The following is a 16,437-nucleotide window of genomic DNA, read 5'->3' on the forward strand; positions in this document are numbered from 1 at the left end:
GCGGTCAATCCCCCGCGGCGGAAGGGGAGGAGGGCGGGGGCGCGAGCATCCGCCGCACCATCTCCTCGATGGCGGGCAGGCGGCCGGCAATGTCCCATTCCGGATGCAGCTGGTGGTGCAGGATCAGCCCGTCGCCGATCACCTGGATCAGGATCTGCACCGTATCGGGATCGAGCGCGCGATCGATCTCGCCCTGCGCCGCCGCCGTCTCCAGCGCCGCGCGCAGCTGGTCGCGGCTTTCCGCCTCGTGCGGCTCCATGGCGGCGCGCAGGTCCGCGTTACGGATGGCCTCGGCCATGATCTCCGGCCCGAGCCGGGCCGAGGAGAGCGTCTCGTCCCGCAGGATCTCGCCCAGGCACGCGGTGAGCGCGCCGAGCACGGAGGGGCCCTGCGTCACCGCATCGAACAAGGCGAGCTGCTCGGTCCGCTCGCCCTCGACGATGGCGGCGATGAGGGATTCCTTCGACGGAAAATAGCGGTAGAGCGCGCCCGGGCTCATGCCCGCCTCGGCGCAGATCTTCTGCATGGAGGCGCCGTGGAAGCCGTCGCGGGAAAAGCAGGCGAGCGCCGCCGCAAGGATGCGCTGGCGCTGCCCCGCGCGGTGGTCGGTCTTCGGCGCCGGTACCGTTGGGGCGGCGGACGGCGGGCGGGCGGACATGGGCGGCTCCGGCCGGAGTGAGAGCGAATGTTCGTTCGCATGTATCACGGACGCCCGGGCGAGAAAAGCGCGAACGAATGTTCGCTCGCGCTAGGCCAGGCGTCCGGGAGGAGGGCGGTCACCCAGCGACCCGCCACCCGCGTCCGGGAGCGGCTCCCGACGCGGGCTGACTGAAAACGGCTGCTGCCGCCGACGCCGCCCTGCACCCGGTCGGGGCTCTCCGGCATTCGGGCAGGCTCCCCTCAGACGGCGGCGGCCTTTTCCAGCGCGGCGATATCCCGTCGGGTCATGGCGCGCAGCGCTCCATCACCCGCGCCGCGGTCCGGGCCGTGTCCGCAAGAGGGGCTGGAGGCGGGTTGCGCCGCGCCCCGCGCACGCTTCAACTGGGCGGCGGAATCACCGCAACGCCTGCCGGAAGCCCCTCCATGCCGTCTCCCATCCAGCCGGTTCCGTCCACCGCCGCCCGCATCTTGCTGCACCGGTCCCCGTCCGCGCGCCGTCCGTGGCGCCCGGTTGCCGCGTTGGGGGCGGCGATGCTGCTGCCGGCCGTCCTTGCCCTCGCGGCTCCGGCGCAGGCGGAAGAGGCGCGGCCGGCGGAGCTGCGGCCCGGCGTATCCGTGGTGATGATCGAGACCAAGCTTCTGTTCGGCCTCGCTTCCGCCGACGGCAGCGGCGTCAGCGAGCAGGAATGGACGCACTTCCTCGCCAACGAGGTGACGTCGCGCTTCCCGGACGGTCTCACCGTCATCGCCGCCTACGGGCAGGTGAAGGGGGAGGCCCACGGCACGGCGCAGGTGGTGCAGGAGAACATGCGCCTTGTCCTGATCTACCACCCGGACACGCCCGAGGCCGCGCGCAAGCTGGACGACATCCGCCGCCTCTATTCCGAGCGCTTCCACCAGTGGGGCGTGCTGCAGGTGACGAACGCGGTGCGCGTGACCCTGTGACGTGCGCCCGCGGTGCGCCCCATGAGGCGGCGCCCGCCGCCGATGATCGCACCCATGAGGCGGCGCCCGCCGCCGATGATCGCACCCATGAGGCGGCGCCCGCCGCCGATGATCGCACCCATGAGGCGGCGCCCTGTCGATGACCCCGCCCCGTTGAAGCGGCGCCCCGCGCCGCTGCGCTGCCCCTTGAGGCGGAGGGGGCGGGCGCCTAACTGTCGGGAAGCTCCAACCGGGACGGTGCCATGCTCGCGGCCGCTTTCGAAGCCTTTCGCCAGACCTTCTCGCCGCTGCTGCGCGGCGTGCTGCTGAAGTCGATGGCGCTCGCCCTGCTGCTGCTGGTGGTGATGGCCATCGGCCTGGAGGCGGCGCTGACGCATTTTGTCCACGTGCCGTCCTACCCGTGGGTGGAGACGACGCTGGCGGTGGTGGCCGGGCTCGGGCTGCTGTTCGGCGTGTTCTACCTGATGCCGGCGGTGTCCTCGCTGGTGGCCGGCCTGTTCCTCGACGACGTGGCCGAGCGGGTGGAGCAGGCGAGCTATCCGGCCGATCCCCCCGGCCGGCCGCAGCCGGTGCTGCGCTCGCTCCTCTATTCCCTGCGCTTCTTCGGGCTGGTGCTGGCGGTGAACCTCGCGGCCCTGCTGCTGCTGCTGGTGCCGGGGGTGAACGTGATCGTGTTCTACGTCGCCAACGCCTATCTCATCAGCCGCGAATATTTCGAGCTCGCCGCCATGCGCTACCGCACGCCGGAGGAGGCACGCCGCCTGCGCCAGAGCCATGCGGTGGAGGTGTTCATCGCCGGCCTGTTGATTGCGCCCATCCTGCTGGTGCCGGTGCTGAACCTCATCATGCCGGTGTTCGGCACGGCCTTCATGGTGCATTTCCACCGCCGCATCGCACCTTTGCCGGTGCGGCGCGCGCAGGACGGGGGCATGGTGATCGAGGGCCGCGCGCTCTAGGGCGTGGACTCATAAGCTCTGAGCCATATGCGGGTTGAGGCGATGAGGACGGCTGCGAGGAAGTTTCGCGCGAGCTTGTCGAAGCGCGTGGCGATGCGTCGGAAGTGTTTGAGCTTGCAGAAGAAGCGCTCGATCTGGTTGCGCTGGCGGTAGATCGCCGGGTCGACGGAGCGCTGGACCTTGCGGTCCTTCTGGGTCGGGATGTGGGCGCACCCGCCGTGGTCGGCGACCAGGTCGACGATGGCTTTGGCGTCATAGCCGCGGTCGGCGACGAGCGCCGGGGCCGGCGGAACACCTTCCAGCAGCGCGGCGACCGCCGCCTTGTCGGAGGCCTGGCCGGCGGAGAGCACGATCCTCAGCGGCAGGCCGTCCTGGTTCACCAGGGCGTTGATCTTGGTGCTCAGTCCTCCACGAGACCGGCCGATGGCGTGATCCGGGCCCCCTTTTTTCCGCCGGCAGCGTGCTGGTGGGCGCGGATGATGGAGCTGTCGATCAGGTGCAGGGATTGGGGCGAGGCGGCCGCCAGCGCCTCGAAGACCTTCAGCCACACGCCCGCCTTCGCCCAACGGTTGTAGCGGTTGTAGACCGTGGTGTGCGGGCCGTAGCGCGCGGGCAGGTCGCGCCAGGGCGAGCCGGTCCGCAGCACGTAGAAGATCCCGTTGATCACCCGTCGATCGTCCACGCGGGCGACCCCGCGCGGCTTGTTCGGCAACAGCGGCGCGACCAACCGCCATTCCCCTTCGCTCAAATCGTAACGCGCCATCCAAAGGCTCCTCCCGGGAACCTTGAATCAGCGACGCCAGCATTCCGCAACCTTTATGGGTTCAGAACCTAGAGCCCCGCCGCCGCGAGGGCGGCGGCCTGGCGCTCCGCCACCGTCTCGGCCGAGAAGTCGGCGATGGCGGTCTCGAACAGGCGGTGGAAGTTGAGCTCCGCCTTCAGGTGCAGGAACACGGCGCCGAGGCCGATGGCGGCGCGGTCCATGAACACGAACTCGCGCGGCACCGTCACCGGCCCCAGCTCCTTCAGGGCGGTGTGCACCCGGAACGCCTCCTTGCGCCCGTACTGCCCCGGCGCCACCCCGTCGGCGATGGAGCGCACCCGGTCGTCCATCAGCGGGCCGTAGATGAAGCGGGCCCAGATGTTCAGCACGTCGATCAGTTCCCGCTTCAGCCCGCGGAAGCCCCAGGTCTCGTAGGCGTGCACCACCCGCGCCTCGTCGCCGGCGAGGAGCCCGCGATAAAGGTCCACCACCCCGGCCACGAAGCGCGGCGGGAAGATGCGGATGCAGCCGTAGTCGAGGAGGTTGATGCCCGCCGGGCGCCCGTCGGTCCGGAACACGGTGTAGTTGCCGAGGTGCGGGTCGCCGTGGATCACGCCGAAGCGCGAGAACGGCAGCCACCACGCGGTGAACATGGCCTGCGCCAGCGCGTTGCGCTCCTCCAGCGGGTGGTCGGTGAAGGCGAGCATCTTCTCGCCCTCCAGCCAGTCCAGGGTGAGAAGGCGGCCGGTGGAGAGGTCGGCCCGCACGCCGGGCACGCGCACGGAAGGCTCGCCGGCGAGGATGTGGGCATAAAGCGCGGCGTGGCGCGCCTCCCGCCGGTAGTCCAGCTCCTCGCGCACCCGCTCGCCGATCTCGCCGGCGATCTCGCGGGTGTCGATGGCCCCGTCCATGCGCCGGTGCAGGGAGAACAGGATGTCGAGCTGGGCGAGGTCCGCCTCCACCGCCGCCTGCATGTCCGGATACTGGAGCTTGCAGGCGACCTCCTGCCCGTCGAGGGTGACGGCGCGGTGCACCTGCCCCAGCGAGGCGGCGGCCGCCGGCTGGTGCTCGAAGGACGTAAAGCGCGCCTGCCAGTCGGCGCCGAGCTCGGCCATCATGCGCCGGCGCACGAAGGCCCAGCCCATGGGCGGGGCGTCGCTCTGCAGCTTCTGCAGCTCGGCGGCATATTCGGGGGGCAGCACGTCGGGGATGGTGGCCATCAGCTGGGCCACCTTCATCAGCGGCCCCTTCAGCCCGCCCAGAGCCGAGGCGAGGGCGGCGGCGTTGCTGCCGTTGCGGTCGAGCCCCATGAGGCGGGTGCCGGCGATGCGCGCCGCCACGCCCCCCACGTTCGCCCCCACTCGCGCATAGCGCGCCGCCCGCGCCGAGAACCGGTTCCGCTCATCGTCAGCCATGCCGCGCGCCGCCTTGTCTGTCCGCCTTGTCTGTCCGAAAGGTCTACGCGCCTGCGCGCCGGTCGGATGGGGTCACGGCGAGGAGGATGAGCAGCAAAAGCGGCGTCAGCAGGTCCGTGTAGAGGATGGGGCCGGCATTGCCCGCGGCCATGTTGCCGGTGCGGGCGATCTCCACGATGTGATTGATGCCGGCGCCGCCGAGGAAGCCCGCCGTCATCACCGCGAGGGCGAGGCGGTAGCCACGATCGGCATAGAAAGCGCCGATGACGCCGGCGAGGCCGATGCCGAGGTTGGAGAGGCCCACCTCGGTCTGGAACGGGCTGGTGGTCCAGCCGATGGCGGCCGCGGACTGGGCCGGGAAGACGAGATGGCCGAGCGCGCCCCACAGGCCCATCAGCCCCACCGGCACGAGGCAGATGTAGCGCAGCAGCAGCCGCGCCACGAGACCCGGCCCGCGCGGCGCCGCCGCCCGCATGAATGAGAAAGCGGTGAGCAGGACCACCGCGACATAGGCGAGGATGGGAACCCAGAAGACCATGGCGCTTCTCCGGCGCGCGTTCTTTTCGCACCCGCGCAGCGTGGCAGAAACCGCCGCCGCCGGCCAGCCTCGGTTACCGGCCCGTCGGTGCCGGGAGCGGACGGAAGCCCACCGCGCCGGCCTCGGCATCGAACAGATAGTCGAACGCATTCAGCGCCCGCACGGTGGTGTTGACGAAGGGCGGGCGCTGGCCCCGCCCCACCAGGATCACGCGCTCCGGCACCACCGCGTCGTCCCGGTCGCCCACGGTGAAGCCGTAGGCGGGGGCGGCGGCATCCGGTCCGGGGCGGATCGAGAGCGCGACGCCGTCCGCCAGCACGCGGGCGCCGCGCGGGTCGAGGGTTTCCAGCCCCTCCGTCTGGGCCGGCGGCAGGGTGAGGAACATGGTGGCGACGCCGGTGTCGAGCAGCAGCGTGCCGCAGGCGGCGGGCGTGCGGTTGTCCAGCGCGAGGCAGGCGGGCACGGGCGCGAAATCGCCGGCGGCGGCGTCCCGCTTCAGCGCGACCTTCCGGAACGACGCGCCATCCTCCCGCGCGAGCCCCACCTGCACCCCCCGCCGCGTGACGACATAGCCGCGCCCGAGCGGGCCGGCGGCGGCTCCAGTCGCGCCCATGCCGGGCAGGTTGAGGAACGGGTTGCGCGCCGGGCCGGCGCCGGGCTGGCGGTCGCGCGCACGGGCGAAGCCGATGCCCAGCATGGCGACCCGGCGGGGCGCGGCGTCGGGCTGGCAGTCGCGGGCGGTGCGCAGGCAGTCGATGCGCGTCACCGCCAGCACCGGGATGGGGCGGGTGGTGACCTGCGAGCCATCGGCGCCGACGATGGTCACCGGCACCTCCACATTCACCCCGCGCATGATGCGGCCGGACGAGGTGTAGGTGATCTCGCCCGGGCCGAGGGGCGTCAGGCGCCCGAAGCCGGCGATGGAGGTGGCGGCCATGACGACGCCGGTGGAGCCCGTATCCATCACCGCCCGGTGCACCGCCCCGCCGATGGCGAGGCCGAGCGTGGGCGGCCGATGGATCGGCATGCCGTCGGCCGGGGCGTTGAAATAGGGCAGGAACACCGGCTGCTGCGCCGCCGCCGTCCCCGCCGCGAGCACGAGGAGCGCCGGGGCGAGGGCAATCCGGGCGAGGCGCCCGTCGCCGGCGATCGCCCTGCGGGAGGCGTGCGGCTGGGAGGAACCGCAGGCGGCGGGAGCCGCCAGGCGCCCGAGGGTCACCAGGCGCATCGCCATCGGCGCGCGGGCGAGGGCCGCCCGGAGGGCAGGGGCGACCGCCTCGCAAAGCCTGGCCCACCGGGGGAACGCCGCCACGCCGGCGGGCCCGAGGCCGGTGCCGCTGCGCAGGACCCGCGCGAGGCCCCCGGCGCGGGCCACCGGGAGGGCTGAGCGGACCAGTCGGTTCGAGACCGCCGCGCCGGCGTAAATATCCGCCCGCATCGGCGGCGGCGCCGGAATGGGGAGCGTCCGGCGCAGGTCCGGCGGGGCAGGGATCGCGGAGCCGGGAACGGCGGCTGTGTTCATGGGATCTCGCTGCGCTGGGGTCGGTTCCGCCGCGCGGAGCCCTTGCCCTGCCGCGGCGCCGGTCCGATCCTGCCGTGCCATCATACCGGGAGGAAAGCCATGCGCCACGAGATTTCCGGAACCACGCTGCCCGTGCTGTCGGTGACGCTGGAGCCGGGGGAGACCATCCTCGCCGAGACCGACCGCCTGTCGTGGATGACCTCCAACGTGGCCATGCGCACCACCACCGGCGCCGGTGGCGGGTCCGGCCTGTTCGGCGCCATCGGCCGGGCGCTGGGGGGCGGCGGGCTGTTCATGACCGAGTTCACCGCCCGGGGCGGGGCGGCGCTGGTGGCCTTCGCCGCCACCGTGCCGGGCAGCATCTTCGCCATGCCGGTGGCGCCGGGCCGGGGCTATCTGGTGCATCGCCACGGCTTCCTCGCCGGGGCGCCCACGCTCGCCATCGGGGTGGCGGTGCAGCAGTCGCTGGGGGTGGGGGTGTTCGGCGGCGACGGGTTCGTGCTCCAGCACATCACCGGCGAGGGCACGGCCTTCCTGGAGCTGGGCGGGGAGATCGTCAGCTACACGCTGGAGGCCGGGCAGGACCTTCTGGTCCACCCCGGCCATGTGGGCATGTTCGAGGAGAGCGTCTCGTTCGAGATCACCACCGTGCCGGGGGTGAAGACCATGCTGTTCGGCGGCGACGGGCTGTTCCTCGCCCGCCTGTCCGGGCCGGGGAAGGTGTGGTTCCAGTCCCTCACCCCGGCCAAGCTCGCCCACGCGCTCGCGCCCTACCTGCCGGCCGGCGAGCGCCGCTGAGCGGGCGCGGCGCCGGACGGCACGGGCACGAGCGGGCGAGCGGCGTCAGCCGTGCATCAGCGCGGAGACGTGGGCCGAGGCGGAGGAGGCGAGGCCTTCGAGATCGTAGCCGCCTTCCAGCACCGAGACGAGGCGGCCACCGCACTTGGCGTCGGCAATCTCCATCAGCCGGCGGGTGACCCAGCCGAAATCCGCGTCGACGAGGCGCAGCGAGGCGAGCGGGTCGCGCACATGGGCGTCGAAGCCGGCGGAGATCAGGATCAGCTCGGGCGAGAACGCGGTGATGCGCGGCAGCACGCGCGTCTCCATCGCCTCGCGGAACACCGCGCCGTCATCGCCCGAGCGCAGCGGCGCGTTGACGATGGTGCCGGCCGCGCCGGTCTCGTTGAGGGCGCCGGTGCCGGGATAGAGCGGCATCTCGTGGGTGGAGGCGTACATCACGCTGTCGTCGGCCCAGAAGATGTCCTGGGTGCCGTTGCCGTGGTGCACGTCGAAATCCATGATGGCGACGCGGGAGATGCCGTATTTCGCCTGGGCGTGGCGCGCGGCGATGGCCACCTGGTTCATCAGGCAGAAGCCCATGGGCTTGCGCGTCTCGCAATGGTGGCCCGGCGGGCGCATGGCGACGAAGGCGTTGTTGACCTTGCGCTCCATCACCTCGTCCACGGCGAAGCAGGCGCCGCCGACGGCGCGCATGGCGGCTTCCCAGCTGCCGGGCGAGAGCACGGTGTCCGAATCGATCCGCACCAGCCCCTCGGCGGGCGAGGCCTCGCCCATGGCGTCGAAGAAATCGGCCGGATGGACGCGGATGATATCCTCGCGATCCCCGAGCGGCGCCAGATCACGCACCAGATGCGCGAACTTCTCCTGCTCGAAGATGCGGTCCAGGGCTCGCAGCCGGTCGGCGCGCTCCGGGTGCCCGGGCGGCGTCGCGTGGTTGAGACCGGCGGGATGAGTGACGAGCAACGTGGACATGAGCCTTGGCGCCTCCCTGGCAGCGGCATTGTGTTCCGGCGCTTTCGCCTTGTTCGTTTTGAAATACCATATTCCAGCTGCGCCGGCATGGTCTTGCGCCGGATCAAGAATGACCGTCGGGTCACGATTTGTGCCTGCCGCTGCGGGAGATCCCCGGCGCGGGGCAATCCCGCCGGATCGGGTCTGCGCCAGGCCCATCGCGTCCCGGACCGCTTGAAAGCGCCTTATCCCTCGGCCTTCTGCGGCCGCGCCATCAGCGCCTCGATGGCGCCGTCGATGGACAGGCGCCCGGCGAGCACCGCATCCACCGCCGCGCTCACCGGCACGTCGACGCCCTTGGCCTTGGCCATCTCCACCAGCACGCTGGCGGTGAAGGCGCCTTCCGCCAGCTTGCCTGCCACCGCCTCGCCGGCACCGAGCGCCCGGCCGAAGGCGAAGTTGCGCGATTGCGGGCCGGAGGTGGTGAGGATGAGATCGCCGAGGCCGGACAGGCCGGTGATGGTCTCGGCGCGCGCGCCATAGGCCCGGCCGAAGCGCATCAGCTCGGCGAAGCCGCGCGCCACCAGCGCCGCCGCCGCGCTCGCCCCCAGCCGCCGCCCGGAAACGATGCCGGCGGCGATGGCGAGCACATTCTTGGCGGCTCCGCCGATCTCCGCCCCGCGCACGTCGCTGGAATGGTAGAGCCGCAGGGTGTTCGAGCCCAGCGCACCGGCGAGCGCGCCGGCGAGCGCCTCGTCGGAAGAGGCGAGGGTGACGGCGGTGGGCAGGCCGGCCGCGACATCGGTCGCGAAGCTCGGGCCGGAGAGCACGGCGGGCACCGCCTCAGGGGCGGCCTCGGCGATCACGTCGGTCATGAACGCGCGGGTGCCGCGCTCGATGCCCTTGGCGCAGGAAATGACCGGCAGGCCGGCGGGCAGGAGCGGCGCGAGCCGGCCCAGCGCCTCGCGGCAGGCCTGCGCCGGCACCACCAGCAGCACGGCGTCCGTATCGGCGATGCGCGCGAGGTCGCCGGTGGGGGCGACGCGGCGGTCGAGGGCGAGGCCCGGCAGGTCGGCGCGGTTCTCGCGCAGCTCGGCCATCTCGGCCATGGCGGCGGCATCGCGCCCCCACAGCACCACGTCCCGCCCGGCGCGGGCGGCGGCATTGGCGAGCGCGGTGCCCCAGGCGCCCGCCCCCATCACGCCGATGCGCTGGAAACGATGGGCCGCCACGATCACGCCCGGGCGTTGGCGGAGGCGGCGGCGGCCGGGTCCAGCGGCCAGCGGGCGCGGGGGCTGGTGTCGAGGCGGTCGCGGATGCCGCGGGAGAGCCGCTCGGCCCCGGCCCAGGCGATCATGGCGCCATTGTCGGTGCACAGCTCCGGGGCGGGCAGGGCGAAGCGGGTGTTGAGCTCCGCCGCCACCTTGGCGAGGCTTTCGCGGATCATGCCGTTGGCGGCGACGCCACCGGCCACCACCAGCGCGGTGGGGCCGCGGCCGAGCTTGTCGCGGAAGGCGCGGGCGCCGGCGCGCACCCGGTCGGCGATCACATCCACCACCGCCGCCTGGAACGAGGCGCACAGGTCCGCCACGTCGTCGTCGGTGAGGGGGGCGAGGCGGTCCGCCTCCAGCCGCACGGCGGTCTTCAGGCCCGAGAGGGAGAAGTCCGGCTCGCGCCGGCCCATGAGCGGGCGGGGGAAGGCGAAGCGGCCGGCGTAGCCGAGCCTGGCCTGCGCCTCCACCTGCGGCCCGCCGGGGTAGGGCAGGCTCAGCATCTTCGCCACCTTGTCGAACGCCTCGCCCACCGCGTCGTCGAGCGTGGTGCCGAGGCGGGTGTATTTGCCCACATCCTCCACCGCGAGCAGCTGGGTGTGGCCGCCGGAGACGAGGAGCAGAAGATAAGGAAAGGCGACGCCGTCGGTGAGGCGGGCGGTGAGCGCGTGCGCCTCCAGATGGTTCACCGCCACCAGCGGCTTCTTGGCCGAGAGCGCGATGGCCTTGGCCGTGGTGAGGCCGACGATGACCCCGCCGATCAGCCCCGGCCCTGCCGCCGCGGCTATGCCGGAGAGCTGGGAATAATCCACATTGGCCTTGCGCATGGCCTCGGCGATCACGTGGTCGAGGATTTCCACATGGGCGCGGGCCGCGATCTCCGGCACCACGCCGCCATAGGGCGAGTGGATCTCCACCTGCGAGCGGATGACGTTGGAGCGGATGTCGGAGGCCCCGGAGGGCGAGCGCGCCACCACCGCCGCCGACGTCTCGTCGCACGTGGTCTCGATGCCGAGCACCAGAAGATCGGCCAAGCCCCTGTTCCTTTCGCCCCGCCGCTGCGCCGGAACGCCGCTCTGTTCGATTTCGATTCCCTCGCGCATTGTACGCGCCCATGACCGAGAATACGAAATCCGAAGCGATCCCCGTCCACCCTCGTCTTTCCATCGGCACCCGCGGCAGCCCGCTCGCCCTGTGGCAGGCGCATGCGGTGCGCGCGGCGCTGGCGGGCGCGCTCAAGGTGCCGGAGGAGGAGATCGCGGTGAACGTGATCCGCACCTCGGGCGACCAGATCCAGGACCGCGCCCTCTCCGAGGCCGGCGGCAAGGGCCTGTTCACCAAGGAGATCGAGGAGGCGCTGCTCGACGGGCGCGTGGACCTCGCCGTCCATTCGGCCAAGGACGTGGCGACCTATCTGCCCGAGGGGCTGCACCTTGCCGGTTATCTGCCCCGCGCCGACGTGCGCGATGCGCTGATCCTCAAGGAGGGCGCGCGGCTTGAGGACCTGCCGGCCGGCGCCCGCGTCGGCACCGCCTCGCTGCGGCGCGAGGCGCAGCTGCGGCGCATCCGGCCCGACCTGAAGGTGGAATTGCTGCGCGGCAACGTCCACACCCGCCTGTCGAAGGTGCGGGACGGGGAGTTCGACGGCACCCTGCTGGCGCTCGCCGGCCTCACCCGCCTCGGCCTCGCCGAGGTGGCGAGCTCGGTGCTCGACACCGACGCCTTCCTGCCCGCCGTGGGGCAGGGCGCGGTGGCCATCGAATGCCGGATCGATGATCCGGATACCAACGCCGCCATCGCCGCCATCGCCTGCCGCGACACCGGCATCGCCCTTGAGGCCGAGCGGGCGTTCCTCGCGGCGCTGGACGGGTCGTGCCGCACGCCCATCGCCGGCCTCGCGCGGGTGGAGGGGGATCAGGTGCGCCTGCGCGGCATCGTGCTCGCCCCCGACGGCGCCGATGCCGCCGAGATCGAGGAGGTGGCGCCCATCGCCGAGGCCGCCGCGCTCGGCGCACGCTGCGGCGCGGTGCTGCGCGACAGCGCCCCCGCCCGCGCGCTGGGGCTGTAGCCGGAGGCGCTGGCTGCGGCCGCGCCGGCGTTCCGCGCATCCCGCCCGCGCCGGCGGCTGCCGGGGCGCTGCCGGGAGCGCGGTGCGCCGGCCCCGGCCTGGACATGATGGGACCGCGCGGCGCGCGGTCCCGGTTGAAGGACGCGCAGATGCAGATACTCGTCACCCGCCCCGAGCCCGCCGCCGGCCAGACCGCGCGCCGGCTCGCCGCCCTCGGCCACGGGGCGATCGTCGACCCCATGCTGCGCATCGTCCCCACCGGCATCCCGCTGCCGGAAGGGCCGTTCGATGCGGTGGCCTTCACCTCCATCAACGGCGTGCAGGCGCTGGCCGCCCATCCGGCGGGGCGGGATCTTCTCGCCCTTCCGGCCTTCGCTGTGGGCACCCGCACGGCGAAGGAGGCCCGCGCCGCCGGCTTTTCCAACGTGACCGACTGCGCCGGCGACGCCCATGCCCTCGCCACCGCGCTCGCGGCCGCTCTGCCCTCCGGGGCGCGGGTGCTGCATGTGGCGGGGGAGGAGCGGGCGGCGGACCTCGCCCAGCTCATGGCCTCCCCCGGCATCGGCGTGGTGCTGGCGGAGATCTATGCCGCCGTCCCGGCCGACGCCCTGTCGGAAGAGGCGCGTGCCGCCATCGCCGCCGGAACCGTGGGCGCGGCCTTGCATTTCTCCCACAGGACGGCGCGCACCTTCCTCGGCTGCGTCAGCGCGGCGGGGCTGGCGGATCGGCTGGCCGGGGTGCGGCAGCTCTGCCTGTCGCGGCAGGTGGGCGATCCGTTCACCGAAGCCGGCCTGCCTGTGGAGATCGCGGCGGCGCCCAACGAGGACGCGCTTTTCGCGCTGCTGTGACGATGCCGTGAAGCGGCTTCGCCCCGGCGTCCCGGCCCGGATGGTTGCGGCGGCGCGCGGGGCGGTCTATCCCGATCCGTGACAGCGGATCCGATCTCACGAGGGAGGCCCATGGCGAGCGAAGATCCGAAGGCCGGGAGCTTCGCCTCCCGCACGCCCCGCACGCCGCCGACGCTGGATCTGAAGGCGGAGGAGGTGGCCGTGGCCCCCGCTCCGGCCGCCGGAGGGCATGCGGCTGTTGCCCCTGCGCCGGCCGCCACCGGCACCGCCAGCACATCCGGCGCGCCCGCGAAGCCGTCCGAAGCGGGCTCCGCTCCGGCGAATGCGGCACCGGTTGCGGCGCCCGCGGCTGATTCGGCCGGGTCCGGCACCGCCGCAAAACCCGTCTCCGCCGACACCGCTGCAGGGCATAAGTCCGCCGGGGACACGCCCGCCAGGGATACGTCCGCAAGCGACAAGACCGCCCCGGCCGCCGGCGTCCCGGACCCCAAGGCCGGCGCCGCCGGCAAGGCCTCCGCCGACAAGATGACCCGCGACAACACTACCCCCGACAAATCCGCCGCCACGGTGGCGGGCGCCTCCGCCGGCAAGCCGGCTTCGGCGGAGCAGAGCGCCGATCAGGCGGCGGAAGCCGCCATCGCCGAAGCCGCGATTGCGCCTGAAGCCGCCGCGCCGGCTCAGCCTGCGCCCGCCCGTTCCGGCGGCATCCTGCCGGCGCTCGTGGCCGGTGCCATCGGCGGCGGCGTGGTGGCCGGCGGCCTGTGGTTCGCCCTGCCCATGCTCGCGCCCCAGCCGCCCGCGCCCGTCGCGGCCTCCCGCGCCCCGGCGGTGGATCTCGGTCCGCTTCAGGCCCGCCTCGCGGCGCTGGAAGGCAAGCCCGCCGCCGATCCCGCCGCGCTCGCCGCCCTGTCGCAGCGGCTGGAGCGCGCCGAGAGCCAGCTGCGCGGCATGGATGCCGCCGTCTCCGCCCTGAAGGCCGCGCCGGCGTCTCCCGCGCCGGCGGCCCAGCCCGCCGTTCCGGCCGGCCTCGCCCGGTCCGTGGACGAGCTGAAGTCCGGCGCCGACGCGACGCGCGAGCAGCTCGCCGCCCTCAAGCGCGATCTGGAGGCCGTGCGCACCGCCGAAGCCGGCTTGCAGACCGCGATCACCGCCGCCGCCTCCGCCGCCCAGCAGGCCGGTGCGCAGGCCCAGCAGTCCGGCGCGCAGGTGCAGGCGCTGGCGCCGCAGGTGCAGGCCGTGGGCCCGCGCCTCGATGCGCTGCGCAAGCAGATCGACGAGGCGACCGCCGCCGCCACCCAGTTCAACCGCACCGCCGCCGGTCTGGTGGTGCTCGCCACCTTCCGCGATGCGGTCGCCTCCGGCCGGCCGTTCGCGGCCGAGCTCTCCGCAGCGAAGGCGACCCTCGGGACGGGCGCCGCCCAGCTCGATGCCCTTGCGGCCGTCGCCGCGCAGGGGCTGCCGGCGCCCGGCCAGCTCGCCGCCACCCTGGCGCAGGAAGGCGCCGCCGCCCTCGGCGCCACCGCCCCGGCGCCCGCCGGCTCGGTCTCGCTGGTGGATCGCCTGCTCGCCTCGGCCGAGGGGCTGGTGAAGGTGCGGCCCGCCGGGTCCGGCGGCGCCGATGCGGAAGGCCTCATCGCCACCGCCGTCGCGCAGCTGAAGGCGGGGCAGGCCGATGCCGCCCTCGCCACCCTGAAGCCGCTGCCCGAGCCGGTGCGCCAGCGCCTCGCCGTGCTGCGCCAGATCGAGACGCGCGCCGATGCGCTGCGCCTCGCCTCCGCCCTCTACCAGCAGCAGCTTGCCGCCATTTCGGGGAAGACGCCGTGATCCGCCTCGTCCTCTTCCTTCTCCTCCTCGTCGCCATCGCCTTCGGCGTCTCCTGGCTGGCCGACCGGCCGGGCGAGGTGAACGTGGTGTGGGAGGGCGTCGCCTATGGCACCACGGTGCCGGTGGCCCTCGCCATCATCGCCGTCGTCACCGGCGTGCTGCTGCTCTTGTGGCGGCTCTTGTCGGTGCTGGTGCGCTCGCCGGCGCTGATCGCCCGCTTCTCCCGCCGCCGCCGGCGCGAGAAGGGCTGGAACGCGGTGACGCGCGGCCTGCTGGCGGTGGGCATCGGCGACAATGCCTCGGTGCGGCAGGCCCGCATGGAGGCGGCGCGCCTTCTGCCCAACGAGCCGCTGACCCACCTGCTGACCGCCCAGGCGGCGCAGCTCGACGGCAAGCACGAGGTGGCGGTGGCCGCCTTCCGCGCCATGGTGGACGACCCCAAGACCCGCCTGCTCGGCCTGCGCGGCCTGCACATGGAGGCCCGCAAGGCCGGCGACAAGCTCGCCGCCTATGCCATCGCCGAAGAGGCGGCGGCCGCCGCGCCGACGCTGGGCTGGGCCGCGGATGCCGTCATCGAGGCCCGCTGCGCCGGGGGTGACTATTCCGGCGCCCGCGCCGTGCTGGAAAAGCAGATGGCGCTGAAGGGCATCGACAAGGCCCAGTACCGCCGCCGCAAGGCCGTGCTGCTCGCCGCCGAGGCCATCGCCCTGGAGCAGACCGACCCGCCGGTGGCGCGCGAGAAGGCGGTGGAGGCGGTGCGCCTCGCCCCGACGCTGGTGCCCGCCGCCGCCTGCGCCGGCCGCCTGCTGGGCGCCGCCGGGGAGCTGCGCAAGGCCGCCAAGATCGTCGAGACCGCCTTTGCCGCCAATCCCCACCCCGAGCTGGCGGACGTGGAAGCCCATCTGCGCCCGGGTGACGCCGCCCAGGACCGGCTGAAGCGCATCCGCACGCTGGTGAACCGCGCGCCGGGCCACCGGGAGAGCGCGATCGCCCTCGCCCACGCCGCCATCGACGCCCACGAGTTCCGCCAGGCGCGCCTGGTGCTGGAGCCGCTGCTCGCCGATCCGAGCCAGCGGGTCTGCCTGCTCATGGCCGAACTCGAAGCCGTGGAACATGCCGATATCGGCAAGGCGCGGGAATGGACCGCGCGGGCGGTCCGGGCCAATCGCGATCCCGCCTGGATCGCCGACGGCGTGGTCTCCGACCACTGGGCGCCGGTGTCTCCCGTGTCCGGCCGGCTGGACGCCTTCGTGTGGGAAGTGCCCCCCGGCGTCTCCGCCACCCCGATCCTGGAGCACGAGGCGGAGCGGGTGAAGGCGGCCATCGCCGCCGTCCGCGCCAGCGAGGAGGCCAAGGCCGCAGAGGCCGCGGCACTGGCCGCGTCTCTCGCCGCCGAAGCCGCCGTGATCCCGGTGCCGGAGGCTCAGCCGCCCGCGGTCGAGACGCCGCCCCCGCCGGAACCGAAGGTCGCCGCCGCTCCCGCTGCCGCGCCTGCCGAGGCGGGCAGCAGCGCGGCCGGCAACGCCCATGGCGCCGGAAAGGACAATGTCGTCAAGGGCCTGTCCGGCAAGGATGCGACGGGAGAGACCGCCTCCCCGCTCCGGCCCAGGCCGGCTGAGGGCGCGCGGGGGGACGTGGGGCAAGTGTCGGGGCAAGTGTCGGGGCAGACGGCGGGGCCGGCGTCGCGCCCGGCCGGTGCCGGCCGTTCGCCGCGCGGCGAGGCCATCATCGCCCTGCCGCCCCTGCCGGACGATCCCGGCCCGGAGCCCGAGGAGCCGGACACCAACGGCACCGGCAAGAGCCGCCGCCTGATGGGCCTGTAACGGGCCCGGCGATGCGCCTTCCGGCGGCGGGTCATCCCCCGTCGCCGGCGGC

The 16,437-nt window shown here is 73.5% G+C and carries 16 protein-coding genes; 8 read left to right on the plus strand and 8 right to left on the minus strand.

Annotated elements, in window-relative coordinates:
• Positions 1-4: 4 nt before the first annotated feature.
• Positions 5-658 carry a TetR/AcrR family transcriptional regulator gene (locus tag V5F49_RS16700; RefSeq protein WP_394118518.1) on the minus strand — a complete coding sequence of 218 codons (654 nt, stop codon included), beginning with the start codon at positions 656-658 and terminating at the stop codon, positions 5-7.
• A 425-nt stretch (positions 659-1,083) separates the two neighbouring features.
• Between V5F49_RS16700 and V5F49_RS16705 the strand changes: the two genes are divergently transcribed.
• Genes V5F49_RS16705 through V5F49_RS16715 form a run of 3 tightly spaced genes read left to right on the plus strand, consistent with a single transcriptional unit; the run spans position 1,084 to position 2,561 of the window.
• The gene (locus V5F49_RS16705; RefSeq protein WP_394118517.1) at positions 1,084-1,605 is read left to right on the plus strand and encodes a DUF3574 domain-containing protein; all 522 of its coding nucleotides are present in this window, start codon (positions 1,084-1,086) and stop codon (positions 1,603-1,605) included.
• Between the two features lie 54 nt (positions 1,606-1,659).
• Positions 1,660-1,914 (plus strand): hypothetical protein, encoded by a 255-nt coding sequence (locus V5F49_RS16710; protein ID WP_509210794.1) that lies wholly within the window; start codon positions 1,660-1,662, stop codon positions 1,912-1,914.
• Positions 1,848-2,561, plus strand: coding sequence for a sulfate transporter family protein (locus tag V5F49_RS16715; RefSeq protein ID WP_394118516.1), 714 nt, complete (start codon positions 1,848-1,850; stop codon positions 2,559-2,561). Before V5F49_RS16710 ends, V5F49_RS16715 begins: the two co-directional genes overlap by 67 nt.
• Here the strand turns inward: V5F49_RS16715 and V5F49_RS16720 are convergent.
• The 4 genes from V5F49_RS16720 to V5F49_RS16735 all read right to left on the minus strand — a co-directional run bounded on the left by V5F49_RS16720 (position 2,558) and on the right by V5F49_RS16735 (position 6,496).
• A protein-coding gene (locus tag V5F49_RS16720; RefSeq protein ID WP_394118573.1) for an IS5 family transposase occupies positions 2,558-3,324 on the minus strand; the annotation gives its coding sequence in 2 pieces (ribosomal slippage) (positions 2,558-3,015 and positions 3,015-3,324; 768 coding nt in all). The genes V5F49_RS16715 and V5F49_RS16720 overlap by 4 nt on opposite strands.
• A gap of 68 nt (positions 3,325-3,392) precedes the next feature.
• On the minus strand, positions 3,393-4,739 hold the full coding sequence (locus V5F49_RS16725) for an ABC1 kinase family protein (RefSeq protein ID WP_394116677.1): 1,347 nt from the start codon (positions 4,737-4,739) through the stop codon (positions 3,393-3,395).
• A 43-nt stretch (positions 4,740-4,782) separates the two neighbouring features.
• Positions 4,783-5,277, minus strand: coding sequence for a DUF6790 family protein (locus tag V5F49_RS16730; protein ID WP_394116678.1), 495 nt, complete (start codon positions 5,275-5,277; stop codon positions 4,783-4,785).
• A gap of 73 nt (positions 5,278-5,350) precedes the next feature.
• Complete coding sequence (locus tag V5F49_RS16735) at positions 5,351-6,496, minus strand: hypothetical protein (RefSeq protein WP_394116679.1); 1,146 nt, start codon at positions 6,494-6,496, stop codon at positions 5,351-5,353.
• Between the two features lie 402 nt (positions 6,497-6,898).
• Between V5F49_RS16735 and V5F49_RS16740 the strand changes: the two genes are divergently transcribed.
• Complete coding sequence (locus V5F49_RS16740; RefSeq protein WP_394116680.1) at positions 6,899-7,597, plus strand: TIGR00266 family protein; 699 nt, start codon at positions 6,899-6,901, stop codon at positions 7,595-7,597.
• Between the two features lie 45 nt (positions 7,598-7,642).
• Here V5F49_RS16740 and V5F49_RS16745 read toward each other — a convergent pair whose 3' ends face one another.
• From V5F49_RS16745 to tsaD, 3 genes are all read right to left on the minus strand, one after another.
• Positions 7,643-8,572, minus strand: coding sequence for a histone deacetylase family protein (locus tag V5F49_RS16745; RefSeq protein WP_394116681.1), 930 nt, complete (start codon positions 8,570-8,572; stop codon positions 7,643-7,645).
• Between the two features lie 224 nt (positions 8,573-8,796).
• Positions 8,797-9,750 carry an NAD(P)H-dependent glycerol-3-phosphate dehydrogenase gene (locus tag V5F49_RS16750; protein WP_509210795.1) on the minus strand — a complete coding sequence of 318 codons (954 nt, stop codon included), beginning with the start codon at positions 9,748-9,750 and terminating at the stop codon, positions 8,797-8,799.
• Positions 9,751-9,785: 35 nt separating this feature from the next.
• On the minus strand, positions 9,786-10,856 hold the full coding sequence (tsaD, locus tag V5F49_RS16755; RefSeq protein ID WP_394116683.1) for a tRNA (adenosine(37)-N6)-threonylcarbamoyltransferase complex transferase subunit TsaD: 1,071 nt from the start codon (positions 10,854-10,856) through the stop codon (positions 9,786-9,788).
• Between the two features lie 80 nt (positions 10,857-10,936).
• On the opposite strand from tsaD, the gene hemC reads away from it, so the two are divergent.
• The 4 genes from hemC to V5F49_RS16775 all read left to right on the plus strand — a co-directional run bounded on the left by hemC (position 10,937) and on the right by V5F49_RS16775 (position 16,385).
• Entirely contained in the window at positions 10,937-11,890 is a 954-nt protein-coding gene (gene hemC, locus V5F49_RS16760; RefSeq protein WP_394116684.1) for a hydroxymethylbilane synthase, read from the plus strand.
• A gap of 149 nt (positions 11,891-12,039) precedes the next feature.
• Positions 12,040-12,738 (plus strand): uroporphyrinogen-III synthase, encoded by a 699-nt coding sequence (locus tag V5F49_RS16765; RefSeq protein ID WP_394116685.1) that lies wholly within the window; start codon positions 12,040-12,042, stop codon positions 12,736-12,738.
• Positions 12,739-12,849: 111 nt separating this feature from the next.
• Complete coding sequence (locus V5F49_RS16770) at positions 12,850-14,562, plus strand: COG4223 family protein (RefSeq protein WP_394116686.1); 1,713 nt, start codon at positions 12,850-12,852, stop codon at positions 14,560-14,562.
• Positions 14,559-16,385: a heme biosynthesis protein HemY gene (locus tag V5F49_RS16775; protein WP_394116687.1), complete on the plus strand. Its 1,827-nt coding sequence runs from the start codon at positions 14,559-14,561 to the stop codon at positions 16,383-16,385. The genes V5F49_RS16770 and V5F49_RS16775 overlap by 4 nt, the downstream gene beginning before the upstream one ends.
• Positions 16,386-16,437 lie beyond the last annotated feature (52 nt).

This window comes from Xanthobacter lutulentifluminis (assembly GCF_043194675.2).
GTDB lineage: Bacteria > Pseudomonadota > Alphaproteobacteria > Rhizobiales > Xanthobacteraceae > Xanthobacter.